19 protein-coding genes are annotated in these 18,973 nt (G+C 52.1%); 8 read left to right on the forward strand and 11 right to left on the reverse strand.

Annotation, left to right across the window (positions count from 1 at the left end; all coding sequences use genetic code 11):
* Positions 1–154: 154 nt before the first annotated feature.
* The gene (gene metR / locus LGV68_RS05240) at positions 155–1,066 is read left to right on the forward strand and encodes an HTH-type transcriptional regulator MetR (RefSeq protein ID WP_020327687.1); all 912 of its coding nucleotides are present in this window, start codon (positions 155–157) and stop codon (positions 1,064–1,066) included.
* A gap of 5 nt (positions 1,067–1,071) precedes the next feature.
* Here the strand turns inward: metR and LGV68_RS05245 are convergent, their stop codons facing one another.
* Complete coding sequence (locus LGV68_RS05245; RefSeq protein WP_020327688.1) at positions 1,072–1,272, reverse strand: DUF4250 domain-containing protein; 201 nt, start codon at positions 1,270–1,272, stop codon at positions 1,072–1,074.
* A gap of 114 nt (positions 1,273–1,386) precedes the next feature.
* Positions 1,387–2,067, reverse strand: coding sequence for a hypothetical protein (locus LGV68_RS05250; protein WP_032082314.1), 681 nt, complete (start codon positions 2,065–2,067; stop codon positions 1,387–1,389).
* A 242-nt stretch (positions 2,068–2,309) separates the two neighbouring features.
* Between LGV68_RS05250 and LGV68_RS05255 the strand changes: the two genes are divergently transcribed.
* A complete protein-coding gene (locus LGV68_RS05255) occupies positions 2,310–5,063 on the forward strand; it encodes a M16 family metallopeptidase (protein ID WP_222763636.1) in 2,754 nt (917 codons plus the stop codon).
* Between the two features lie 55 nt (positions 5,064–5,118).
* Here the strand turns inward: LGV68_RS05255 and LGV68_RS05260 are convergent, their stop codons facing one another.
* The 5 genes from LGV68_RS05260 to LGV68_RS05280 are packed head-to-tail and all read right to left on the reverse strand — an operon-like array spanning position 5,119 to position 7,701.
* Positions 5,119–5,307: a hypothetical protein gene (locus tag LGV68_RS05260; protein ID WP_020327691.1), complete on the reverse strand. Its 189-nt coding sequence runs from the start codon at positions 5,305–5,307 to the stop codon at positions 5,119–5,121.
* A gap of 42 nt (positions 5,308–5,349) precedes the next feature.
* Entirely contained in the window at positions 5,350–5,781 is a 432-nt protein-coding gene (locus tag LGV68_RS05265; RefSeq protein ID WP_020327692.1) for a GNAT family N-acetyltransferase, read from the reverse strand.
* A gap of 14 nt (positions 5,782–5,795) precedes the next feature.
* Entirely contained in the window at positions 5,796–6,401 is a 606-nt protein-coding gene (locus LGV68_RS05270) for a glutathione S-transferase (protein ID WP_020327693.1), read from the reverse strand.
* Between the two features lie 33 nt (positions 6,402–6,434).
* Positions 6,435–7,085, reverse strand: coding sequence for a glutathione S-transferase family protein (locus LGV68_RS05275; protein ID WP_222748709.1), 651 nt, complete (start codon positions 7,083–7,085; stop codon positions 6,435–6,437).
* Positions 7,086–7,095: 10 nt separating this feature from the next.
* Positions 7,096–7,701: a glutathione S-transferase N-terminal domain-containing protein gene (locus tag LGV68_RS05280; RefSeq protein WP_061056643.1), complete on the reverse strand. Its 606-nt coding sequence runs from the start codon at positions 7,699–7,701 to the stop codon at positions 7,096–7,098.
* A 354-nt stretch (positions 7,702–8,055) separates the two neighbouring features.
* Between LGV68_RS05280 and LGV68_RS05285 the strand changes: the two genes are divergently transcribed.
* On the forward strand, positions 8,056–9,582 hold the full coding sequence (locus LGV68_RS05285) for an EAL domain-containing protein (RefSeq protein ID WP_075988683.1): 1,527 nt from the start codon (positions 8,056–8,058) through the stop codon (positions 9,580–9,582).
* A gap of 54 nt (positions 9,583–9,636) precedes the next feature.
* Here LGV68_RS05285 and LGV68_RS05290 read toward each other — a convergent pair whose 3' ends face one another.
* The 4 genes from LGV68_RS05290 to LGV68_RS05305 all read right to left on the reverse strand — a co-directional run bounded on the left by LGV68_RS05290 (position 9,637) and on the right by LGV68_RS05305 (position 12,904).
* Positions 9,637–11,286: a methyl-accepting chemotaxis protein gene (locus LGV68_RS05290; protein ID WP_020431577.1), complete on the reverse strand. Its 1,650-nt coding sequence runs from the start codon at positions 11,284–11,286 to the stop codon at positions 9,637–9,639.
* A gap of 326 nt (positions 11,287–11,612) precedes the next feature.
* Positions 11,613–12,020: a GFA family protein gene (locus tag LGV68_RS05295; RefSeq protein WP_020327698.1), complete on the reverse strand. Its 408-nt coding sequence runs from the start codon at positions 12,018–12,020 to the stop codon at positions 11,613–11,615.
* Positions 12,017–12,199 (reverse strand): hypothetical protein, encoded by a 183-nt coding sequence (locus LGV68_RS05300; RefSeq protein ID WP_222763640.1) that lies wholly within the window; start codon positions 12,197–12,199, stop codon positions 12,017–12,019. Before LGV68_RS05300 ends, LGV68_RS05295 begins: the two co-directional genes overlap by 4 nt.
* Before the next feature lie 12 nt (positions 12,200–12,211).
* On the reverse strand, positions 12,212–12,904 hold the full coding sequence (locus LGV68_RS05305) for an aspartate/glutamate racemase family protein (RefSeq protein ID WP_100268617.1): 693 nt from the start codon (positions 12,902–12,904) through the stop codon (positions 12,212–12,214).
* A gap of 189 nt (positions 12,905–13,093) precedes the next feature.
* On the opposite strand from LGV68_RS05305, the gene LGV68_RS05310 reads away from it, so the two are divergent.
* From LGV68_RS05310 to LGV68_RS05330, 5 genes are all read left to right on the forward strand, one after another.
* Entirely contained in the window at positions 13,094–13,516 is a 423-nt protein-coding gene (locus LGV68_RS05310) for a VOC family protein (protein ID WP_020327700.1), read from the forward strand.
* 137 nt (positions 13,517–13,653) lie between these two features.
* The gene (locus tag LGV68_RS05315; protein ID WP_252536358.1) at positions 13,654–15,042 is read left to right on the forward strand and encodes a DUF3404 domain-containing protein; all 1,389 of its coding nucleotides are present in this window, start codon (positions 13,654–13,656) and stop codon (positions 15,040–15,042) included.
* Positions 15,039–15,689 (forward strand): response regulator transcription factor, encoded by a 651-nt coding sequence (locus tag LGV68_RS05320; protein WP_024373565.1) that lies wholly within the window; start codon positions 15,039–15,041, stop codon positions 15,687–15,689. The genes LGV68_RS05315 and LGV68_RS05320 overlap by 4 nt, the downstream gene beginning before the upstream one ends.
* The gene (locus LGV68_RS05325; protein WP_252536359.1) at positions 15,686–16,501 is read left to right on the forward strand and encodes a DUF2861 family protein; all 816 of its coding nucleotides are present in this window, start codon (positions 15,686–15,688) and stop codon (positions 16,499–16,501) included. Before LGV68_RS05320 ends, LGV68_RS05325 begins: the two co-directional genes overlap by 4 nt.
* A gap of 83 nt (positions 16,502–16,584) precedes the next feature.
* Positions 16,585–18,849 (forward strand): glycoside hydrolase, encoded by a 2,265-nt coding sequence (locus LGV68_RS05330; RefSeq protein ID WP_252536360.1) that lies wholly within the window; start codon positions 16,585–16,587, stop codon positions 18,847–18,849.
* The last annotated feature ends 124 nt before the right edge of the window (positions 18,850–18,973 follow it).

Here is an 18,973-nt window from a genome sequence, read left to right on the forward strand (position 1 = left end):
AATATTCAACTTGTTTATTAAAAATATTCATGGTGCACTGGCTGTGATTCGTAAATACTCACAACAAATAGACGTCTAGATGTTTACAGCTCCAAAAAATCGGCGTACTTTAAATAAAAATTCATGTTGGCCCAGGGAAAGATGAGGAGAACTCATGATAGAGCTCAAACACTTGCGAACGTTAGTTTCATTGCGCGACACCGGCTCGCTGACTTCCACCGCCACCGCGTTGCACTTAACTCAGTCTGCGCTCTCTCATCAGATTAAAGATTTAGAAGCCCGCATTGGCGGTCAGCTGTTTCTGCGCAAAACCCGCCCGGTACGTTTTACTTCCGAAGGTGACATTTTGCTGAAGCTGGCAGATGACATTCTGCCAAAGCTTGCCAAAGCAGAAAACGAACTGGCGAGCTTGAAAGAGGATGTGAACGGACGCCTGCACATGGCGATTGAGTGCCACTCCTGCTTCCAGTGGCTGATGCCGGCGCTGCGTGAATATCAGATTTCCTGGCCAAGTGTGGCGCTGGATTTCTCATCCGGTTTTGGCTTTGAACCCCTGCCCGCTCTGCTAGCGGGTGAGCTCGATCTGGTCATCACCTCTGATATTCTGCCGCGCTCTGAAGTGCATTATGAACCGCTGTTTGATTTTGAAATGCGTTTGATCACCGCAACCAATCATCCGCTGGCGGAAAAAAGCGTGATTACTCCGCAGGATCTGGCGGGGCAAACCATGCTCAGTTATCCGGTGCAAAAGCAACGTCTCGATGTGGTGAAGCACTTTTTGCAACCAGCCGGAGTGGAACCCGCTAAATGGAAACAGGCAGATAATACGCTGATGTTGGTGCAGATGGTGTCGGCGGGATTGGGGGTAGCGGCCTTGCCGAACTGGGCTATCAGTGAATTCTCCCGTCAGGGACTTATCACCAGCAAACCGCTGGGGAAAGGTTTATGGCGCCGCCTGTTTGCTGCCACGCGTAACAGTGAAAAAGATAAGCGCTATCTGCAGGCTTTCTTTGCCACGGCGCGCCAGCAATGTAAAAGCCACCTTGACGGAATCAAGATGGCTTAATCTTTCTATCGTTCGACAGATTTAAACTGGTTGGTAAGCGGATCGTACTGAAAACCCAGTCCGCTCAACTTATCCACCACATGATCCATATCCATTTCGTAAGTGACCACCAGCTCGTCAAAGCTGTCACACTCCAGACGCAGTTTTTCGTTCACAATGCCCAGCAAAATCACACTGTCCAACTTACCGACGTTACTCAGATCCATCTCCGTGCTCCTTCTTTCGAAACGCTTTCATTAAGCTTAGTTCGAAATTGACACCTGAACCGTGATTTTGCTCTAGCCAAACAAAAACGGCGCATAGCGCCGTTTTCTCGACAGTTACATCAGATACAAACCGTGAAAACCCGTCGCAGCGGCCAGCATCAGCAGTTGCGCCACTGCCAGTTGCACTTTATCTACCGTTTTGGACATCATGATGTGCCAACACCAGACAATAATGCCTGCCACCATCAGGGCGAAACTGATCAGCAGCGGTTGGGTCAGCGACGCCAATAGTTCCGGATCAAGACGATGGGCAAACGGCACCACACACAAAGTGGTGAGCATTGCAGCCAGAATGCCCGCCACTGGCAAAATGCGGTGAAACGCCTGCAGACGCGTGCGAGCAATGGTCAATAATAGGTGCGCAAACATCGCGCCTAGCATGGCCACCATCGCGAGAATTGACAGTGATGCGGCCCAGTTTGGCGCTTCCCCCATCAAAATCGCGACATAAGCAATCGACAAACCGTTGGCCAGATACAACACCCACAACGGACCTTCATCACGAGTCTTTTTAGTCTGCACTTGCGAATAGAAATAAAAGATCGCCGCAACAATCATAAACGCTTCAATTTTGACCGATGCCACCGCCAACCAGAGTACACCGATCGCGGGTAACACCTTGTGAATACGGCCACGCTGGCCCGGGCAGATTTCCCCTTTGACCAGAACCAAGGTCAGGATGATTTGTGCTCCCAGTAACATCGGAGCAAAAACAGAAAGCAGTGAATAAAGCATAAATCCAACAATCAATGGCAATAAAAACTGGCGCGATAATAGCAAACTCCGCCAGCGCATGCCTAGAGCATGTTGTCACGCACAGTTTGACGTTCACATTTCATCATCCGTGACTACAAAAATATAACAAACTTAATGCATATGATTAGATAGCACGCATTTTCCCGCTAAATTGGTTTTAAACATTTAATAAATCATATGGATAGGTATATAGTGACGCAAAAACAAGAACAGAGGTTGTTATGAAATACCGTCATTTGGCAGGCATTTTTGCTCTGACATTAGTGGGTTGCGCGAGTCAGCCAACATCCACGCCTTTCGAACCGAGTCAACATTGGGTAACACAAACCCTTGATAACGGGCTCACCTATCATCTCTATCCTGACAGCAACGAGTCGGTCTCCATCCGCTTATACGTGCACGCCGGGTCGTTCCAGGAAACGCTGCGACAAGCGGGCTACGCACATTATGTTGAACACATGGCATTCAACGGCAGCATCCATTACGAACACAATGATGTGATCGATATGGTAGCCAAAAGTGGCGGCCAGTTTGGTGCTGACCTTAACGCCTACACCAATTACTCGCAAACCGTGTATCAGTTGGATCTGCCGGACAACCAGCACATGGATGACGCGCTGTTGTGGATGCGTGATATTGCCGATGGCCTGACGTTTGATCCGCAAGAAGTCGAAAAAGAGAAAGGGGTCATTCTGGGCGAATTCCGTTTTCGTCGTTCAGAGCCAGATACGCTGTATGAACATTTCGCCGACGGCTCCGATTATCTGACCTACGATCCATTGGGCAATCGCAGCAACGTGCAAATGGCGACAGCAGACGGGCTACGTGAGTTCTACCAGACCTGGTACCAGCCACAGCTCACCGAAGTGATCATTACTGGCAATATCACCTTAGAACAAGGCGAGAAATGGGTGCGCCAGTATTTCTCAGACTGGAAGCAAGGCACGACGCCACGTCCCGCTCGCCCGGCGTTATCGCAGCAAAACACCAGCGATCTGATTTACACCGCCTCGGCGGGTGATGCTCCGCGCCTGTCGCTGTTTTACCCGCAGGGTGAAATCCGTATTGCGGATCAAGAAACTTTGTTGGAATACCGTTTCGACGAAATTGCGACTCGCCTGATGGAACATCGCTTGCAAAACGCGTTTTACAACGCAGCGCTGCCGACTCAGGACTTAGCCGCGTTCAATTACAATACGGACGATCAGCGCTATACCGAGCTGACCATTGCGTTTCCGGTTGAGCAACGCGCGGCTTCCCAATCGCTGTTCCTGAACACCTTAGCGTCACTGCGTGATCATGGCGCAACTCAGCAAGAGCTGGACATGGTTCTGCAAAGTTACCGCGACGATCTGGAGAATTTTGATTGGTATCGCTCACAACTGACACCAAATACGCTGGCCGATGACCGCGTCTATGCCATCAGTTACGACGAAGTACTGCCATCCGATTTGGAATACAAGAAAGGTCTGAAAGCCCTGCTCTCCGCCGCCACACTCAAACGTATCAATCAGCATCTCAACGCCTTTTTGACAGTGAATCCTATGATTGAACTGGTGGGTGCTGAGAATGAAGATCTTAATACCTTGGAAAAATCGACCGACAGCCTGCGCCAAATCCTGCAACAGCCGGGACTGATGGAGACGGTTAGCCAGGTCGACACACCGTTTTTGTCTCCAGCCGCACCTGGCGATATCGTGCATACTCAGACCTTCGGCAACTATCCGGATCTGACGCAATGGACCTTGTCGAATGGCGTCGAAGTTTATTATCTGCGCAGCAGCCACGCGGGTGACGATGTTTACCTGCGCTATGCCAGCCTGGGTGGGGCTTCAGCTCTTCCACGCGATCTGTATCCTGCCGGCCAACTGGCCGTCAACGTCGCCAGCCGTAGCGGACTGGGCAACCTGTCCAACGTGCAGCTCAATAATTATCTGAAAGAGAACAACATCTACTTAGGCCCGTATATCAATGAAACGTCACACGGCGTGGAGATGAGTGCCAATAAGAAACAACTGGGCAATGTGTTCGCGCTGTTGAACCAACTGACACGTGAAATTCACGTGGATGACAATCAGCTGGCATCGGTGAAATCAGAAACGATTCAGGCCATTGAGCAAGACAAAGCGTCCCCGGCGGGTCAACTGCTTTACGCGATCAATCACGGCTCCTATACCGAAGGTTCTAAGCATTGGTTGTTTAGCGAGGCAGATTACCAACAAGTGACGCCTGAGCAGATTTATCAGGTCCACCATGAACTGTTCCAAAAGCAGCGCAACAACACACTGGTGATTGTCGCAAACACGTCACCAACCGAACTGCAAACCCTACTACGTCAATATGTGGGCAGTCTGCAATTTGATGCGGGCAGCACACCCGATTTTAGTGTCGGTTATCGCGATCCGATTCAGGCTCGTCTTGAGTTGCCGATCAATAACCACGCCAATACGCAGTACTTTGTTCGCATGATCGCTCCGGTACGCACGGCTGATGCCAAAACGGTATTCATGGACGACTTGTTGATGCGCATCGTCAATAAACGCCTGACCGCCGTTGTACGTGAGAATCAGAGTCTGGACTATTCACCTTTTGCGATGGCCGTAAACTCGGACAGTGAACACGGCGTTGACTGGATTCTGAGCGCTTCGGTTGAGCCAGCTGATGCGCAAAAAGTCGAAAACGCGTTCGATGAAGTGATACAAAGTTTAGCGCAATCCATTAGCGCTGATGAAACTGCGATCGTCGCCAAGCAGTTGATTACCGATCTGAATAACATGCAGAAAAATGCCTCTGGCATGGCTTGGTATATTAACCGTTACGTGATCAACGATTTTGGCCTGGATGCCGCGCTGGATATGGAAGCGACCACGCGCAGCATTACGGCAAGCGATCTGACGCAGCGCGCTCAGCAAATATTTGGCGCATCAGCCACGAAACAGAAAGTTCTGATGACGCCTCAACCCGATGCCATCTAAGCAGTAACAAAAAAAGCGGTGTTAAACACCGCTTTTTTATTGTTTTAAATTCAAGTTAGTAGCGACCCATACCATGGAACATGCCGCCGAATAACAAGCCAAAAATAGAAAAAATGGCACCGAGAATGATCATCGCAGGGATCGATGCAATAGCAAACTTCACCATAAAGATCACCATCGACATAAACGGCATTTTAATGTCCACCACGGTGACTTCTTGTTTTCTGTTATCCATATCTGACATGGTTTTCTCCTAGCACAACGTGAATGATTGTTAGCAGCCGGATTACGACTGTCTTTGATAGATATCGGGATGCCACACTTCCATAAATAATTCCGGTTTGGCAATCGATTCGAATCCATACTGAGCGTATAAGCCATGGGCGTCACTGGTTGCCAGCACCATACGGCGTAGCCCTTGCAGATCCGCGTGACTCACCACCGCATCCATCAATCGCTTGCTCAAACCTTGTCCACGATGCTCAGGCAAAATGAACACATCGGCCAGATAAGCAAACGTCGCCCGATCGGTGATCATGCGTGCAAACCCGACCTGACCAGCAGCGTCGTCATATACCCCAAAGCAGAGTGAATGCTGCAGCGCTTTTTCGACCACACTGCGAGGCACGCCTTTAGCCCAATAGCTCTGGGCCAAAAAGCCATGAATGACGTCCAGATCCAGTCTGGACGGTTCGCTACTGACCGAATAGTTTTGCATCCTGCTTGCTACTGTCATTTTTTGCTGTCTTCCCAACGCAGAGCTTCAACAACGGCATCTTTGGTCAGCGGCCACTCCAGTAAACTCTGCTGGTACTCACCCGCTTTCCCTTCGAGAGCCACGCCATAGCTTTGCAGACGAAACGCCAGCACCGCATAAAACGCATCCACAGCGCCCGCCTGTTCAAACATAAACGGTAGCTGCGCCTGATTAAATACCGTCGTTGCTCGCGCAATATCGGCTTCCAACTCTGGCGTCAGTTCTGTCAGCGGCTCGACAGGCTCAAGGCTGAACGGACACAACCGGCGCAGTGACAAAAAGCCCGAATGCATTTCAGCGCACAGACTGCGGGCGATAGCACGCTGCAACGCATCGCGCGGATAAAGTCCGCCGTCTGCCAGTTCGTTAAAGTACTCCGCAATCGCCAATGAATCGTGAATCACCGTCCCATCAATATTCAATGCCGGAACCAAGCCAGAAGGAGACTGAACCGCCAGATGCTTTTTGTAATCAGAGTTAGTCAAATCGACCACTTTGATACCCAGTTCAACGTTCGCCAAGCGCCCACACATCCACGCGCGCAGCGACCAGGTTGAACCATTACCCACTAACATTTCCATTTGAATTCCTTATCAATTAACGGCGAATGACTGTCACTCAACATACGAGATAAACGGGCTGAGATCCATCTCTTCGATCGCACACACCGCAGCGATAGTCGGATGGCCAGCCAGACGCTGAAGATAACGCGCCAGATTTGGAAACGTCAGTGGCGAACGAGCCACTGGCAGGCACCATTCCGCGAGCATAAACAGGAAAAAATCGCACGCCGTCAGCCTTTCTCCCACCAGATACGCATGTTTGGCTAATTGGCCATCAATCACCGCCAACGCATCACCGATGCGCTCATCCTGCGCCGCGACGACATGGGGAATCGTCGCGGGATCATTGGTATGACGCTGCGGGTAATAACGCACCATCAGTTCAGCCTGAAGCGTGTTATTGAGATACGCCAGCCATTGATAAAACAGCGGACGAGCTGGATCTCCCATTTCCGGCATCAACCCGTGTTCAGGGTGCTGCTCACAGAGATGAATACAGATTGCAGAGCTTTCAAAGATGGCCTGCCCCTTGTCCACCAGAGTTGGAATTCGCCCCGCCGGATTGAGCTTCAGATACTCAGGCGATTTTTGTGACTGAGTACGCTTATCCACCAGCACCAACTCATACGGCAGTTGCATGTAATGCAGCAGAAAATGCGGCGCCAGGCTGGCGTTATTCGGATAGTAATAAAGTTGATACACCGTAAGTTCCTTAGGTTGACGATTGAGGCTCTGCATGCGCGATACGTTGGTGCTCACGCAGTTGAGCGAGATGGCAGTCATAGAAGGCAATCGGACGTGCGCCGTGCTGCAACGCTTTCTTGTAGATGGTTGCCACAAAAATGTCAGCTAATGAAAAAGTTTCACCCACCGCGAACGGCGAATCGAGGCACAGTTTGAGCGCCAGTTTCTCTAGCCCTTGCGTGATCCATTGGGCGCGTAACTTACGTTTGTCGTGCTCATTGAGTTCCGGGCGAAGTGCCTTGAGCACACTACGGTTCTGCGGCGTATGAATGGATCCATTGACGTATTCGCAGATCTCGCGCACTCGGACTTTGGTCATCACATCGCCGCCCAATAGTGGCGGATGAGGAAAAAGCTCCTCCATACACTCAATGATGGCCATCGACTCCGTGAGCACCAGCCCGTTCACCGACAATGCCGGCACATAACCAAGCGGATTTATCTGCAAATAAGTGGACGTCAGTTGCTCGCCAGTCACTTCCACCCGAGCATACGCAATGGCTTTGTACTTAAGCGTCCACTCCACTCGCTCCGAGCTGTTCGAGCCCTGCGCGCTATAGAGAATAATGTCCATCGTTCTCCTTGTGGTCCTTTCCATGATGGGATGTCGAACACGCCCGATTTGAACAACCATTGTGGCATAACGAAGAAAAATAAAGCGACGTTGCCCCCTCAAAAATATGAATCGATGCGCATTTACAAACCGAATAAAAGAGGTGATGATGCGCAAGCTTTTATCGTTCTAAACGACAATGTAATCGATTGAACTACTAGAAGTTTTGCCAGATAGACTCATTTTCTAAGCTTTACCCGGATCACAATTTTTGTGATTCCATCAAGCTGTCGCACGGACAGCATTCGTTATAAGTTAAAGTATTAGTAACCTACGGCTATTTTTCGCTTCCACGCAGTTAAGGGATGAAAAATTTTGTTCAACACGTCTTCGACCAGTTATCGTCAGTCCCGCCTGCTTAAAGCTCGTCTTTATGCGGGACTGCTGTTTATTGTTCTCGCCTTAAGTTCTGTAATGCTGGCGTATCAGCTCGTCGCGCGCCAGATCGCTCTGCAGGCGCAAGGTGAAGCCACCAACGTGTTGGATCAACTGGACAACCTCTTCGCGCAACTCGACAAAGCGACCCAACATCTGGTGCCGAGTCTGAGTGATTCCTGTCAGTCACTCAAACCGCAATTAATGGAAGAAATTCTTAAGGTTCCAGGTGGATTGACCGCCACCAAACCACTACGTCTCGGCTTTTGCAACTCGTTGCGTGGGTATATGGATCAGTCGCCAGTGGCGGTAAGCGGCCCCTCCATTAGCCTGGATACCGGCATCATTGAGCCCGTTTCGGTCTATTACCGTGACAAGTCGCTGGTGTACGAGCTGTCGATGAACTACTTTCTCTATCAGTTGAAAATCAATCCCGATTTCATCAAGCCGACCCTGATCCTGGCCGACAAAGAGCTCACCACTGGCTATCCGGCCTCACGCCTCATCAAGGGCGAGTTGTTTCCATCCTCCAAATACGACTACACCATGCGCGTTCAATTCGATCAGAAGATGTATTTTTGGGAACTTGCGCAGCGCGTGGCGTATTACCTGGTGATCCCGTTTGCCCTGTATTTGTTTGCCAGCTATCAGTTTTATCGCTTTCTTTGTCAACCAGAGCGCCTCGCCAGTGAACTGGCACGCGGTTTGGCGCACCAGCAATTCAAACCTTATATTCAGCCGATCTTTGACTGTGGCGGCAGTCTGGTCGGCGGCGAAATTCTGGTGCGCTGGCATCACCCGAAACTGGGTATCATCGGGCCGTATGAATTCATTTCGATTCTGGAGCGGGGTGGCCTATCGCACAAACTGACCGAATCCCTGATGGAGCAAGCTGCCGAACAGTTGACCCCGATTGCCAACGCGTTGCCGGACGGTTTCCATCTGTCATTTAACATCAGCGCCGAACAACTGACCGACCGTAAGATTGTTCACTGCTGCCAGCGCTTTCGCCAGATGATCAACGCGCCCCACGTCCAGCTGATTCTAGAACTGACCGAACGCGAACAGGCGGTGGAAGCCGTCGAACTGATGGATACCTATCAGGCGCTCAAAGAGGAAAATGTGCTGATCTCGGTCGACGATTTCGGCACCGGCCACTCGAGCCTGATCTACTTCCAGATGTTTAAAGCCGATTACCTGAAAATTGATAAGAGTTTCGTCGATTTGATTGGTGAGAATGCGCTGTCGAATCACATCGTCAATAACGTACTCGATTTGGCTCGCCGCCTGAATATTCCAACCGTCGCGGAAGGCGTTGAACGCCCAGAGCAGTTGCAATACCTGACGGTGCATGGTGTGGACTTCTTTCAGGGTTATTTGTTCAGTAAGCCGATCACCATGGATGACTTCGTCGAGGATTACTGCCAGCCGGACTCTTTTGCCTCTGCCAGACGTTTTCCGGATTAAACCAAGAAAAAAGGCGCCTCGGCGCCTTTTAGGTTATTCGGTTGGTGCTCCACACTAAGCCAGACGGAACTGCCCGACCAGTTTATCGAGTTGGGAAGAGAGTTTTTGCAGGCTGGCACTCGACTGATTAAGCTGCGCCGCGATATCCGTGGTTTGCATTGTCAGTTGGTTGATGTCTTCAACGTTACGGTTGATGTCTTCCACCACACTCGCCTGCTCCTCTGTGGCGGTTGCCACCTGAATGTTCTGATCACTGATTTGGTCAATGTGGCCGTTGATCTGCTCCAGAGAGTCGTTGGCCTTGTTGGCGTAATCGACCACCTGAACACTTTTCTCGCGACCTTTTTCCATCACGGCCACCGCACGTTTGGATTCGGCCTGAAGTTTATCAATCACTTCCTGAATCTCATCGGTCGATGCCGCCGAACGGCTTGCCAGAGTACGCACCTCATCGGCCACCACCGCAAAACCTCGGCCCTGCTCGCCAGCACGCGCCGCTTCAATCGCAGCGTTAAGCGCCAGCAAGTTGGTTTGGTCGGAGATACTGCGAATCGTATCCAGTGTAGAGCTGATGGCATTAATTTGTCCGGCCAGCGCCTCCACAACACCGGTTGCCTGCTGCAACTCGCTCGACAGTTCCGTGATACGCATCTGAGCCTGATTTACCACTTCACGGCCATCCGCTGAACGATGCGTTGCTTCGCGGGCTACGTCAGCGGCCTGCGCGGCATTTGAGGCAATTTCATTCACCGTCGCTCCCAACTCATGAATGGCCGTCGCAACCTGAACGGTGCGATCGCGCTGGGCAACGCAGTTGTTTTGCGTGTGGTGAGCCTGATCAGCCACGTTATGCGACATCGTCGCCAAATCGCGGGCACTTTTCGCGACCTGATCAATCGAGGCATGCACCTTTTCAATGAACTGGTTGAAACTGTGACCAATGTCGGTCAGTTCATCCTGACCTTCCAGCTTAATGCGCGTGTTGAGCGACATATTTTTCGCTGCATCACCGATGGTTTCGCGCAGGAACGACACTCGATTACGCAGATTGGCGATGATGAACCAAGACGTCAGAATCGAAATAACAATGGATGCCACGATGATCAGCATGCTGTCGCGACGCCCGGCCTGATAACTGATCGCGCTGTTTGTGTTGCGGCGCTCCGCCTGCGCGAGCAGCGCATCGAGAATATCGTTGGCGCCTTTGCGCATCACACCATAGGTTTTGGCGTACTGGTCGCGATAGATGCGCTGCGCGCTGGCCATATCGCCGCGGTCAAACGCATCCAACATAGGGTTAAGGTCGGTTTTGACCATGGTTTCAAACTGATCAAGCAGCTTTTGCGCCTGCTGTTTCATCTCCGGATTCAGCTGAGCATCCACCGCCTGTTTCATGGTTTGGCGCATCTCAGGGATATCTTCATTGCGCGCTTCCTGGACACGTGTTTTGACGCCTTTCTCGTCGCGCAGCGGAGTTTCCTGAAGCAGCATCATGTCGATCCCCACTCGCATACGCGGAATACGCGAAGCCGCTTCTGCCATCGCACGCAGCGGTGATGCGGTGTTGAGGTAGAGTTTCTCCGCCTGAAACTGCATAGTCGACATCGTATTGAGGCTGGTAAGCCCGGTAATCACCAGCGCCAGGCAGGGGATTGCAACCGCGATGATCAAGCGGGTTTTCAAAGTCAGATTGTTGATGAACATGTTACGTTCCTTTTAGACAGCCATTGGTTCACTCACCCGTTAAATCAGGATATTGCTGTTATTGTTGTTGGTGACGTCATTGTGCAGCAGCTGGCAAGCCAGATCCCGTAAACTCAATGACGTTAATTCATTCTGAGACCACCGTTCCAACAAAGCAGAAACAGCGTGCTACAGGACAAACCACAACGGCAGAAATGCCAAAGATTTGTCCGCTAACCTATCAAGAATAGACGCGAGTGAGCTGAACGTCGCCCGAAGCTTGTGGGGACCAGGGGCCAAAGTTAAAAAAAAGCGCCTCCACAGGCGCTTTGAGATGAGAGTGACACTCAGGAGCGGCGCCCCTCGCCTTTTTGCGGCAGCGAATCTTCGATCGTGTACCAATTGGCTTTGTAGTGAGTGTAAATATGGGTGTCTGGCGAGACAGGAATGGGTTGATCAAACAGGCCCAGCGCGACTTCCATCTGCTCCGGGGCAACCCCCTTGCTGCGAAAACCAATACTCGACCCGCATTCCGAGCAGAAAGTACGCACGGTACCATTGGCGGCAGTAAATTCTTTAAGCAGCGAGTGACCACTCAGCCACTGTAGGTCTTGCGTCGCCGCCAGAGTACCAAATGCCGCGCCGTGAAATTTGCGGCACATGGTGCAGTGGCAATGCGCCACCAGCGGCTCAAAACCGGCAACGCTGAACGTCACTTGCTGACACAGGCAACTGGCATGATAACGAGAGGTCATTGTGCACCTCCCGTGGATTGGCAAGCCTGTTGCTGAGTGCCCCGTTTGGGTTTACGCGGCATGAAAAAGCCACATGCAGCCCGCTTTGCCTGTGTCGGCTGCTCCCAGGCGCCACAAATATCCGCTTGCCCGCCCTCTTTGCGGGTAAACTGGCGGCACTTTCCACAATAGTCACTCATCGTTACTCTTCCTTAAGTTAAGGCAAGCTGCACCGCCTGCTCGGCATGAATTTTCGTCGTATCGTACAACGGCACGTCGGTATCGTGCTGCTGAATCAGCAACGCAATTTCCGTACACCCCAGAATCACCGCCTGAGCGCCACGTCGGTGGAGATCTTCCACAATCTCAACATACTGCGCACGGGACTCCGGTCGAATTGTGCCCAGACACAACTCTTCATATATCACACGGTGCACCTGCTGCCGTTGTTCTGCATCAGGGATCAACACATCAATACCAAACTGCTGTTGCAGCCGTCCTTTGTAAAACTCCTGCTCCATCGTAAAGCGGGTGCCGAGCAGTCCGACGCGCTCAATACCATCTTGTTGCAGCTGTTTCGCCGTCGCATCCGCAATGTGCAGAATCGGAATCGAAATCTGCGCCTCAATCTCTGGCGCGACTTTGTGCATGGTGTTAGTACAAATCAGCAGAAAATCTGCGCCACCCGCTTCGACCGACTTTGCCGCCTGAGCAAGCAGCTGCGCGGTTTCATCCCATTTCCCTTCATGTTGCAGTTTTTCAATCGGCTCAAAGTTGACGCTGTACAGGCAGATTTGCGCCGAATTCAGCCCGCCCAACTCCGCTTTAACGCCTTCATTGATCGCCTTGTAGTAGCTGAGCGTCGATTCCCAGCTCATGCCACCAATCATTCCGATGGTTTTCATTGCGTTTCCTTTCATCACCAAACTGCGTTCTCCATCCTAACAAACCAAGCCGAGATGTAATCGGCTTGGCTCACACTTTCCTTTCAATAACGGAGAGAACCTGACTCTTGAGGGCAGTGTCTTTTTGCCTGATTTGCGTTAAGGTGTGTGACCTAATCTCCCATCGAAAACCTCCAACAAGGGAACAGCATGAAACAGTCGATCATTCACATCAGTATCGTCGTGCACGATTATGATGAAGCGCTGGATTTCTACATCAATAAACTCAAATTTGAACTGGTTGAAGACACGTATCAACCTGAGCAGGATAAACGTTGGGTGGTGGTCTCTCCGCCGGGTTCACAGGGCGTTACTCTGCTGCTGGCCAAGGCATCCAAACCGGAGCAAAAGCCTTTTATCGGCAACCAGACTGGCGGTCGCGTATTTCTGTTTTTGAATACCGATGATTTCTGGCGCGACTACCATCGTATGGTCGAAGATGGGATTCACTTTGTCCGCCCGCCGGCCGAAGCCGATTACGGAACCGTCGCGGTGTTTGAAGATCTGTATGGCAATCTGTGGGATCTGCTGCAAATGAACGACAGCCATCCGATGGCAAAGCGTTCGCACTAAATCTGCATGCCAAAACGTCAACGCCTGTAATACTGCGGCGTTGGCGCATTCCACACCCCGATGTTGACATTGCGGTTACAAAACAGCGGCATTTCGCACTACAATCTCAGCAATTTCACGCTTTAGACGAGTCTGCAATGCGCCCATTTTCGCTGGCAATCTGTTTTGTTCTGCTGCTCCCTTGCGCCACACAGGCTCAGAGTGTGCAAGAACAATGGCAACAGTTTTATCAGCAAAGCTGGCAATCCCAACCCTTGAGCGTCACTCAGTCACAACTGAGTGATTCACCGCTCGAAGTACTGTTGGAGAGTGCCCGTTACCCCGATTTTCGCCGCTTCAGTTGGCAGGATATTGAGCAGTTGTATCAGGTGGCGAAAACTTGTCAGCACCCAGCTAAACAGCGCGCTCGCCTTGCGACAGCGGTAGAGTTTGAACTGGCACTGTGCAACAACCAACCGCTGAGTCATCACTGGTTCGCCAACCACGAACCGCTCCACCCAGCCGGAGGCAGTTACGCCGATCGCTATCTGGCGCATTACCCGACCTTGGTACCCGGTTCCGCACTGGCACGTTATCTGACGATTGGTCATAAACAGCACCCTTTGCATGCTCCGCTCGCGGGCCTGTCTTCTCAGGGGCGGGATAGTCTGCTCAATGGTTATCGCGCCTGGCTGGAGGGCAACACGCTCTGGCTCAGTGGTGAGCAGGGTTGGAAAACGATCGACGCCGCGCACTGGCTGCCCCTTGCTAATCAGTTGAAGCTTGATCTGCACGCGCAAAACTGCACGTTTCGTTACAGCAACCTGTGTATAGCGCCCATTGAGGCGAGCGCCCGATGGCTTACTCTGTTGGTCAGTGCGCTCATCGCAGCCGTCACTTTTCTGCTCGTCAAATCACTCTATACACGTCGTCAGCACAGCCGCGAAAAACGCTTTGTGCTGCAACTGCTCACGCACGAATTACGCACGCCGATCACCAGCCTGGGGCTGACTGTCGAGCTGTTCCGCGAGCAGTTTGATCAATTGTCGCCAAACACTCAGGATACCGTGTGGCGTCTGATGTCCGATCATCAGCGTCTCACCCAACTGACAGAAAACAGCAAAGTCTACCTGAGTGCCCGCCGCTCAGAGCCACTGCTTAAACAGACGGCGTCGCTGGATGACTGGCTGAGCCACATCGCAGAGAAACACGGATTGAGTTATCAACTGAATGACGATCGTGAGCTGGCGCTGCCTTTTTACTGGCTGACTATCTGTCTCGACAACCTGATCAACAACGCTCGTCAACATGGCAAAGGGCCGATATCACTTAAGGCCGAAGTGGCGGAGACGCTCAGGATTGAAGTTCGCGATGGCGGTGAGTTTCCTTCGTCGCTCACGCGCTGGCTGCGCCGCTTTCAGCCGCAATCGGACACCAACAACATGGGCATCGGGCTGAGCATCGTGGCTCATCTGATGTCGATGATGGGTGGCAGACTGCGCCTTCTTCGCCATCCCACCCGCTGTATTCTGGAGCTGCCGTTATGAACACCCTACTGTTGATTGAAGATGATACGCTGCTTGGTCAGGGACTGGTGACGCTGTTCGAGTCACAAGGGTATCAGTGCTTGTGGGTTCAGGAAGCCCGTCAGGTAGAGACTTTGTGGTACAAGGCCGATTTAGTGATCCTTGATCGCCAACTGAATGACGGGGATTCACTCCGGCATCTGCCGCAATGGCTACAGCGCAAAGCACTGCCGGTTATCATGCTGACTGCCAAAGTGGAAACCGAGGAGAAAGTGGCCGGATTAATGGCTGGGGCCAAAGATTATGTGACCAAGCCGTTTGCACATGAAGAGTTAGTGGCGAGGGTGATCAGTCAGCTCAGACCGCTCGGCACCAGTTCCCTGCAATATGGCGAGATCCACATTGAACTCGCCAAACGAGAGGTGATGACAAACGGGCAAGCCGTTGTGCTCAAGCCAAAAGAATTTCAGCTTCTGGTGTTGCTGGCGCAGAATCCGGGCCGGGTTTTTCATCGCGACGAACTGCTCAACAAAGTGTGGGGCTATGAAGCTTTTCCCAGCACCCGCACGATTGACAACCACATTCTGCGTTTAAGGCAGAAACTGCCGCAACTCAATATCGAAACTTATCGCGGTGTTGGCTACCGACTCAATGAGGCACCGGAATGAATTACCTGCGTTTGCTATTTCCCGTCGCATTGGGGCTATCGTGCCATGTTGAGGCGGGCTGGTTTCCAGACTCACCATTGCAAAAAACCTATTTGGCACTGGCTGAACACCAGCCCAATCTGGCGTGGCAAGAGTTGCAGATTGCACTCGGCGAACAGCAGCTCGATCCCCGGTACTGGTATGCGGCGAAACAAGCCATCTTAACGCAGACTCGTTGTGGTAAAGCGTTGCGCGCAGAGCCAGTACACGTCGCATCTGGCGTCAGCGTCAGTTTCATTCGTCGCTCAGGTGTAGCCTCTCAGGGGTATCAGATCAAACTGACCGCAGACTCCGTCCCCTTTTCCTCGCCCGTTGAACTTGTGGCCCCTTCGGGAGAGTTGTTGCTTGCAGGCCAACTGGCCCCGAGCGCCGACTATCAGGAAATCGAAACCAGCGAAATGCTCACTCCGCCACCGTTTGGGCTCTATCAGCTTAAGCTCGGCACCAATCGCTACCCTTTGGTTGTCTCGGTCGATGATTCACAACCTTGGTTGAGTGTGAACGTGCAGACTCATACCCTGTCACTGAGTCTGCCTGAGACCGTTGCAGGATGCGCAGACCCCGTAGCAAACTGGCTGTGGCTGGATGAGCAGTATGACATGGTCAAGCTATCGACCGTCATCACCTCAACACAAACGTCACTGCCCGGCACTGGGCAAACTCCCTTAACGGCCAGGCACCTCAGCGCAGTAGCAACACAGTTCGAATATCAGCATGGCGTAAAGGTGGAGTACGTGCAGAGGATAGCCATCCCGTTACCGCAGGAGCCATAGCTGCACCAATAGAGACAATGCGGTGACAATCGTCAGTGTCACTCTGGCTGTAATAGTGACATTCATTGACACAGGAATTCACTATGACTCATCCATTGCTCTCTTGGGCTCCACTTTCACTGATGGCGCTGACACTCTCCGTGCATGCCGCCCCTGTCACGCTCAATAGTGACCAGCAGCAGATTCAAATTTCACCCGACAACCTCGCGATCCTCTGGAACGGAATTCACGTCAACAGCGCGGCGCTAAGCGTTAACCAGCAGCCGCAGCAGGCTTCAAACATTGAGGCCACCAGCGCTCGGTCAGCGCGTTGGCAGCTCCGGCCAAGCCAGATCAACGTCTCGGCCACACTCGATCGCGATGGACTAGAACTGAGTTTCGCTCCCGCGGCTCAGCCGCGGATCACGCGTAATCATCCCGTCACCTTGCGCTGGTTTGATCTGCCGCAGCGCGACACCGATGCCCTGTTACTGCCATTTAGCGAAGGGATGCGCATTCCGACAGACAACCGCACCTGGAGCGACTTTCTGATCGACAACTATTCCGGAGCCAACACGACTCAGGATCTCAAAATGCCGTTCTGGACTGCGCAGCAGGGAGCGAATTTTGTTTCGGTGCAGTTGCTTAGCGCCACCAACAATACGCTGACCTTCTCCCAAGCAGATGAACGTCTCGACATGCAGGCTGATCATCAGTTCACTGTTCTGAATCAGCATGATCCGTTTCAGGTTCGCTTGTCGCTCGGCAAACATGCGCTTGATGGTGCGAAAGCCTATCGCCAGTGGCGCAAACAGCATCAGCAATCGACACCATTGCAACAACAAGTGGCGCGCAACCCCGCTATTTCCCGCTTGATTGGTGCCAGTCAGGTATATCTGTTCGGGCAAGGTTTGCTGAGCACACAAGATGTACGCGACTGGTGGGGGCTGAACGACTGGTATCTCAATGCCTCTACGTTATCTGTCGATCCTGCCAGCCGTAAAGAACTGCAAGCTCTGAAAGCAAGGCGAGACGGATTCAGCCGCTACCATCAACAATTGCTGGTCGATGCATTGAACAATTCGCTGGCAGCGCGATTCGCCGCTTCCCCGCCGACCCTGAGCAACAACACAATTGCAGCACAGTTTGATGCGGCTCAAAAGCAAAAGCGTTGGCTCGCCTCCGCCGCGGCGCGCTACCTCTCAGCGCCTGAGCGCTGGGGTCAAGCGTTAACATCAGAAATGGTCAACACCTTGCAATCTGCCGGGCTGACACAGTTATGGCTCGGTTTTGACAACTGGATGCCGGCCTTCTATCAACCCGACGCTGTTGAGCAGGCTAAAAAGGCGGGCTATTTAGTGGCCACTTACGATTCGTACAACACCGCTATTCCCCTTGGCGTGAACGACAGTTGGCTCACCGCGCAGTTGCCCGGCGAAATGCGCGAGCAATGCGCCATCGAACGAGCCAGTGGCGAAAAGCAGCCAGGCTTTCGTGGCCAAGGTAACTACCTCAATCCAAACTGTCACTTAGCGTATGTGCAGCAGCGCGTGCTCGATATTATCCGCTACGGCCACTTCAACAGTCTGTTTCTCGATGTGGATGCCACCGCCATGGCCCGCGAGGATTATCGCGATGCAACCAGTGAAAACGCCATGCTTAGTGCGTTTAATCAGCGCATGCTGTGGATAAGCGAGCAGCAAGGCCTGGTTCTGGGGTCGGAAGATGGCAACAGCCTCACCACACAAGGCATCAGTTTTGCTCACGGCCTAGAAACCATCGGCTTTGGTTGGCAGGATAATGAGATGAAGCGCGATACCCGCTCACCCTATTTTCTCGGCCGTTGGTATCCGAATCACAAACCGGATTTCTTCTTTAAATCAGCAGCAGTTAAAGAGCCATACAAAACTCTGCTGTTTAGCCCGCAGTATCGGGTTCCGCTGTATCAAACCGTTTTTCACGACGAGGTGATCAACAGCCATCACTGGCACAGCGACAGCCTTAAATTCAGTAATGTGCAGGCAGAACGCGATTTAACCAGCATGCTCTACAACACGCCGCCGATGGTGCACCTGACTCGGGATGAAGCGTTGTCGCCATCAAGCCAGAGAATCAAGGCGCTAAAGCATTACCAGCAAGGATTTTCTCCGATCCACCAGCAGCTATGGAATCAGGCATTGACGGACTTTCAATGGTTGGATGATGTCGGCCAGTTGCAACAAACGACCTTTAGCGATGGCTCCACCATCATTGCCAATTTTTCACCGCATTCGCGAAATCATCATGGCGTAACCATCAAGGCGCAATCGGTGCTGGCAACGCTGAGTGATGGTAAACAAATACACTGGACGGCGATGCCTAATCGCTAACGGCAAAGCTGTTTGACAGATTAAAAGGGCGGCGCTGAATTGGTGGCCGCTCTTAGCGTGCACTAGACTTAGGGGCGGTGATCTGCCTGTTTGTGACGGCCGAAGTCGTTTTATATCAGCCCCC

It is taken from the genome of Vibrio sp. LQ2, from assembly GCF_023920125.1.
GTDB lineage: Bacteria > Pseudomonadota > Gammaproteobacteria > Enterobacterales > Vibrionaceae > Vibrio > Vibrio fluvialis.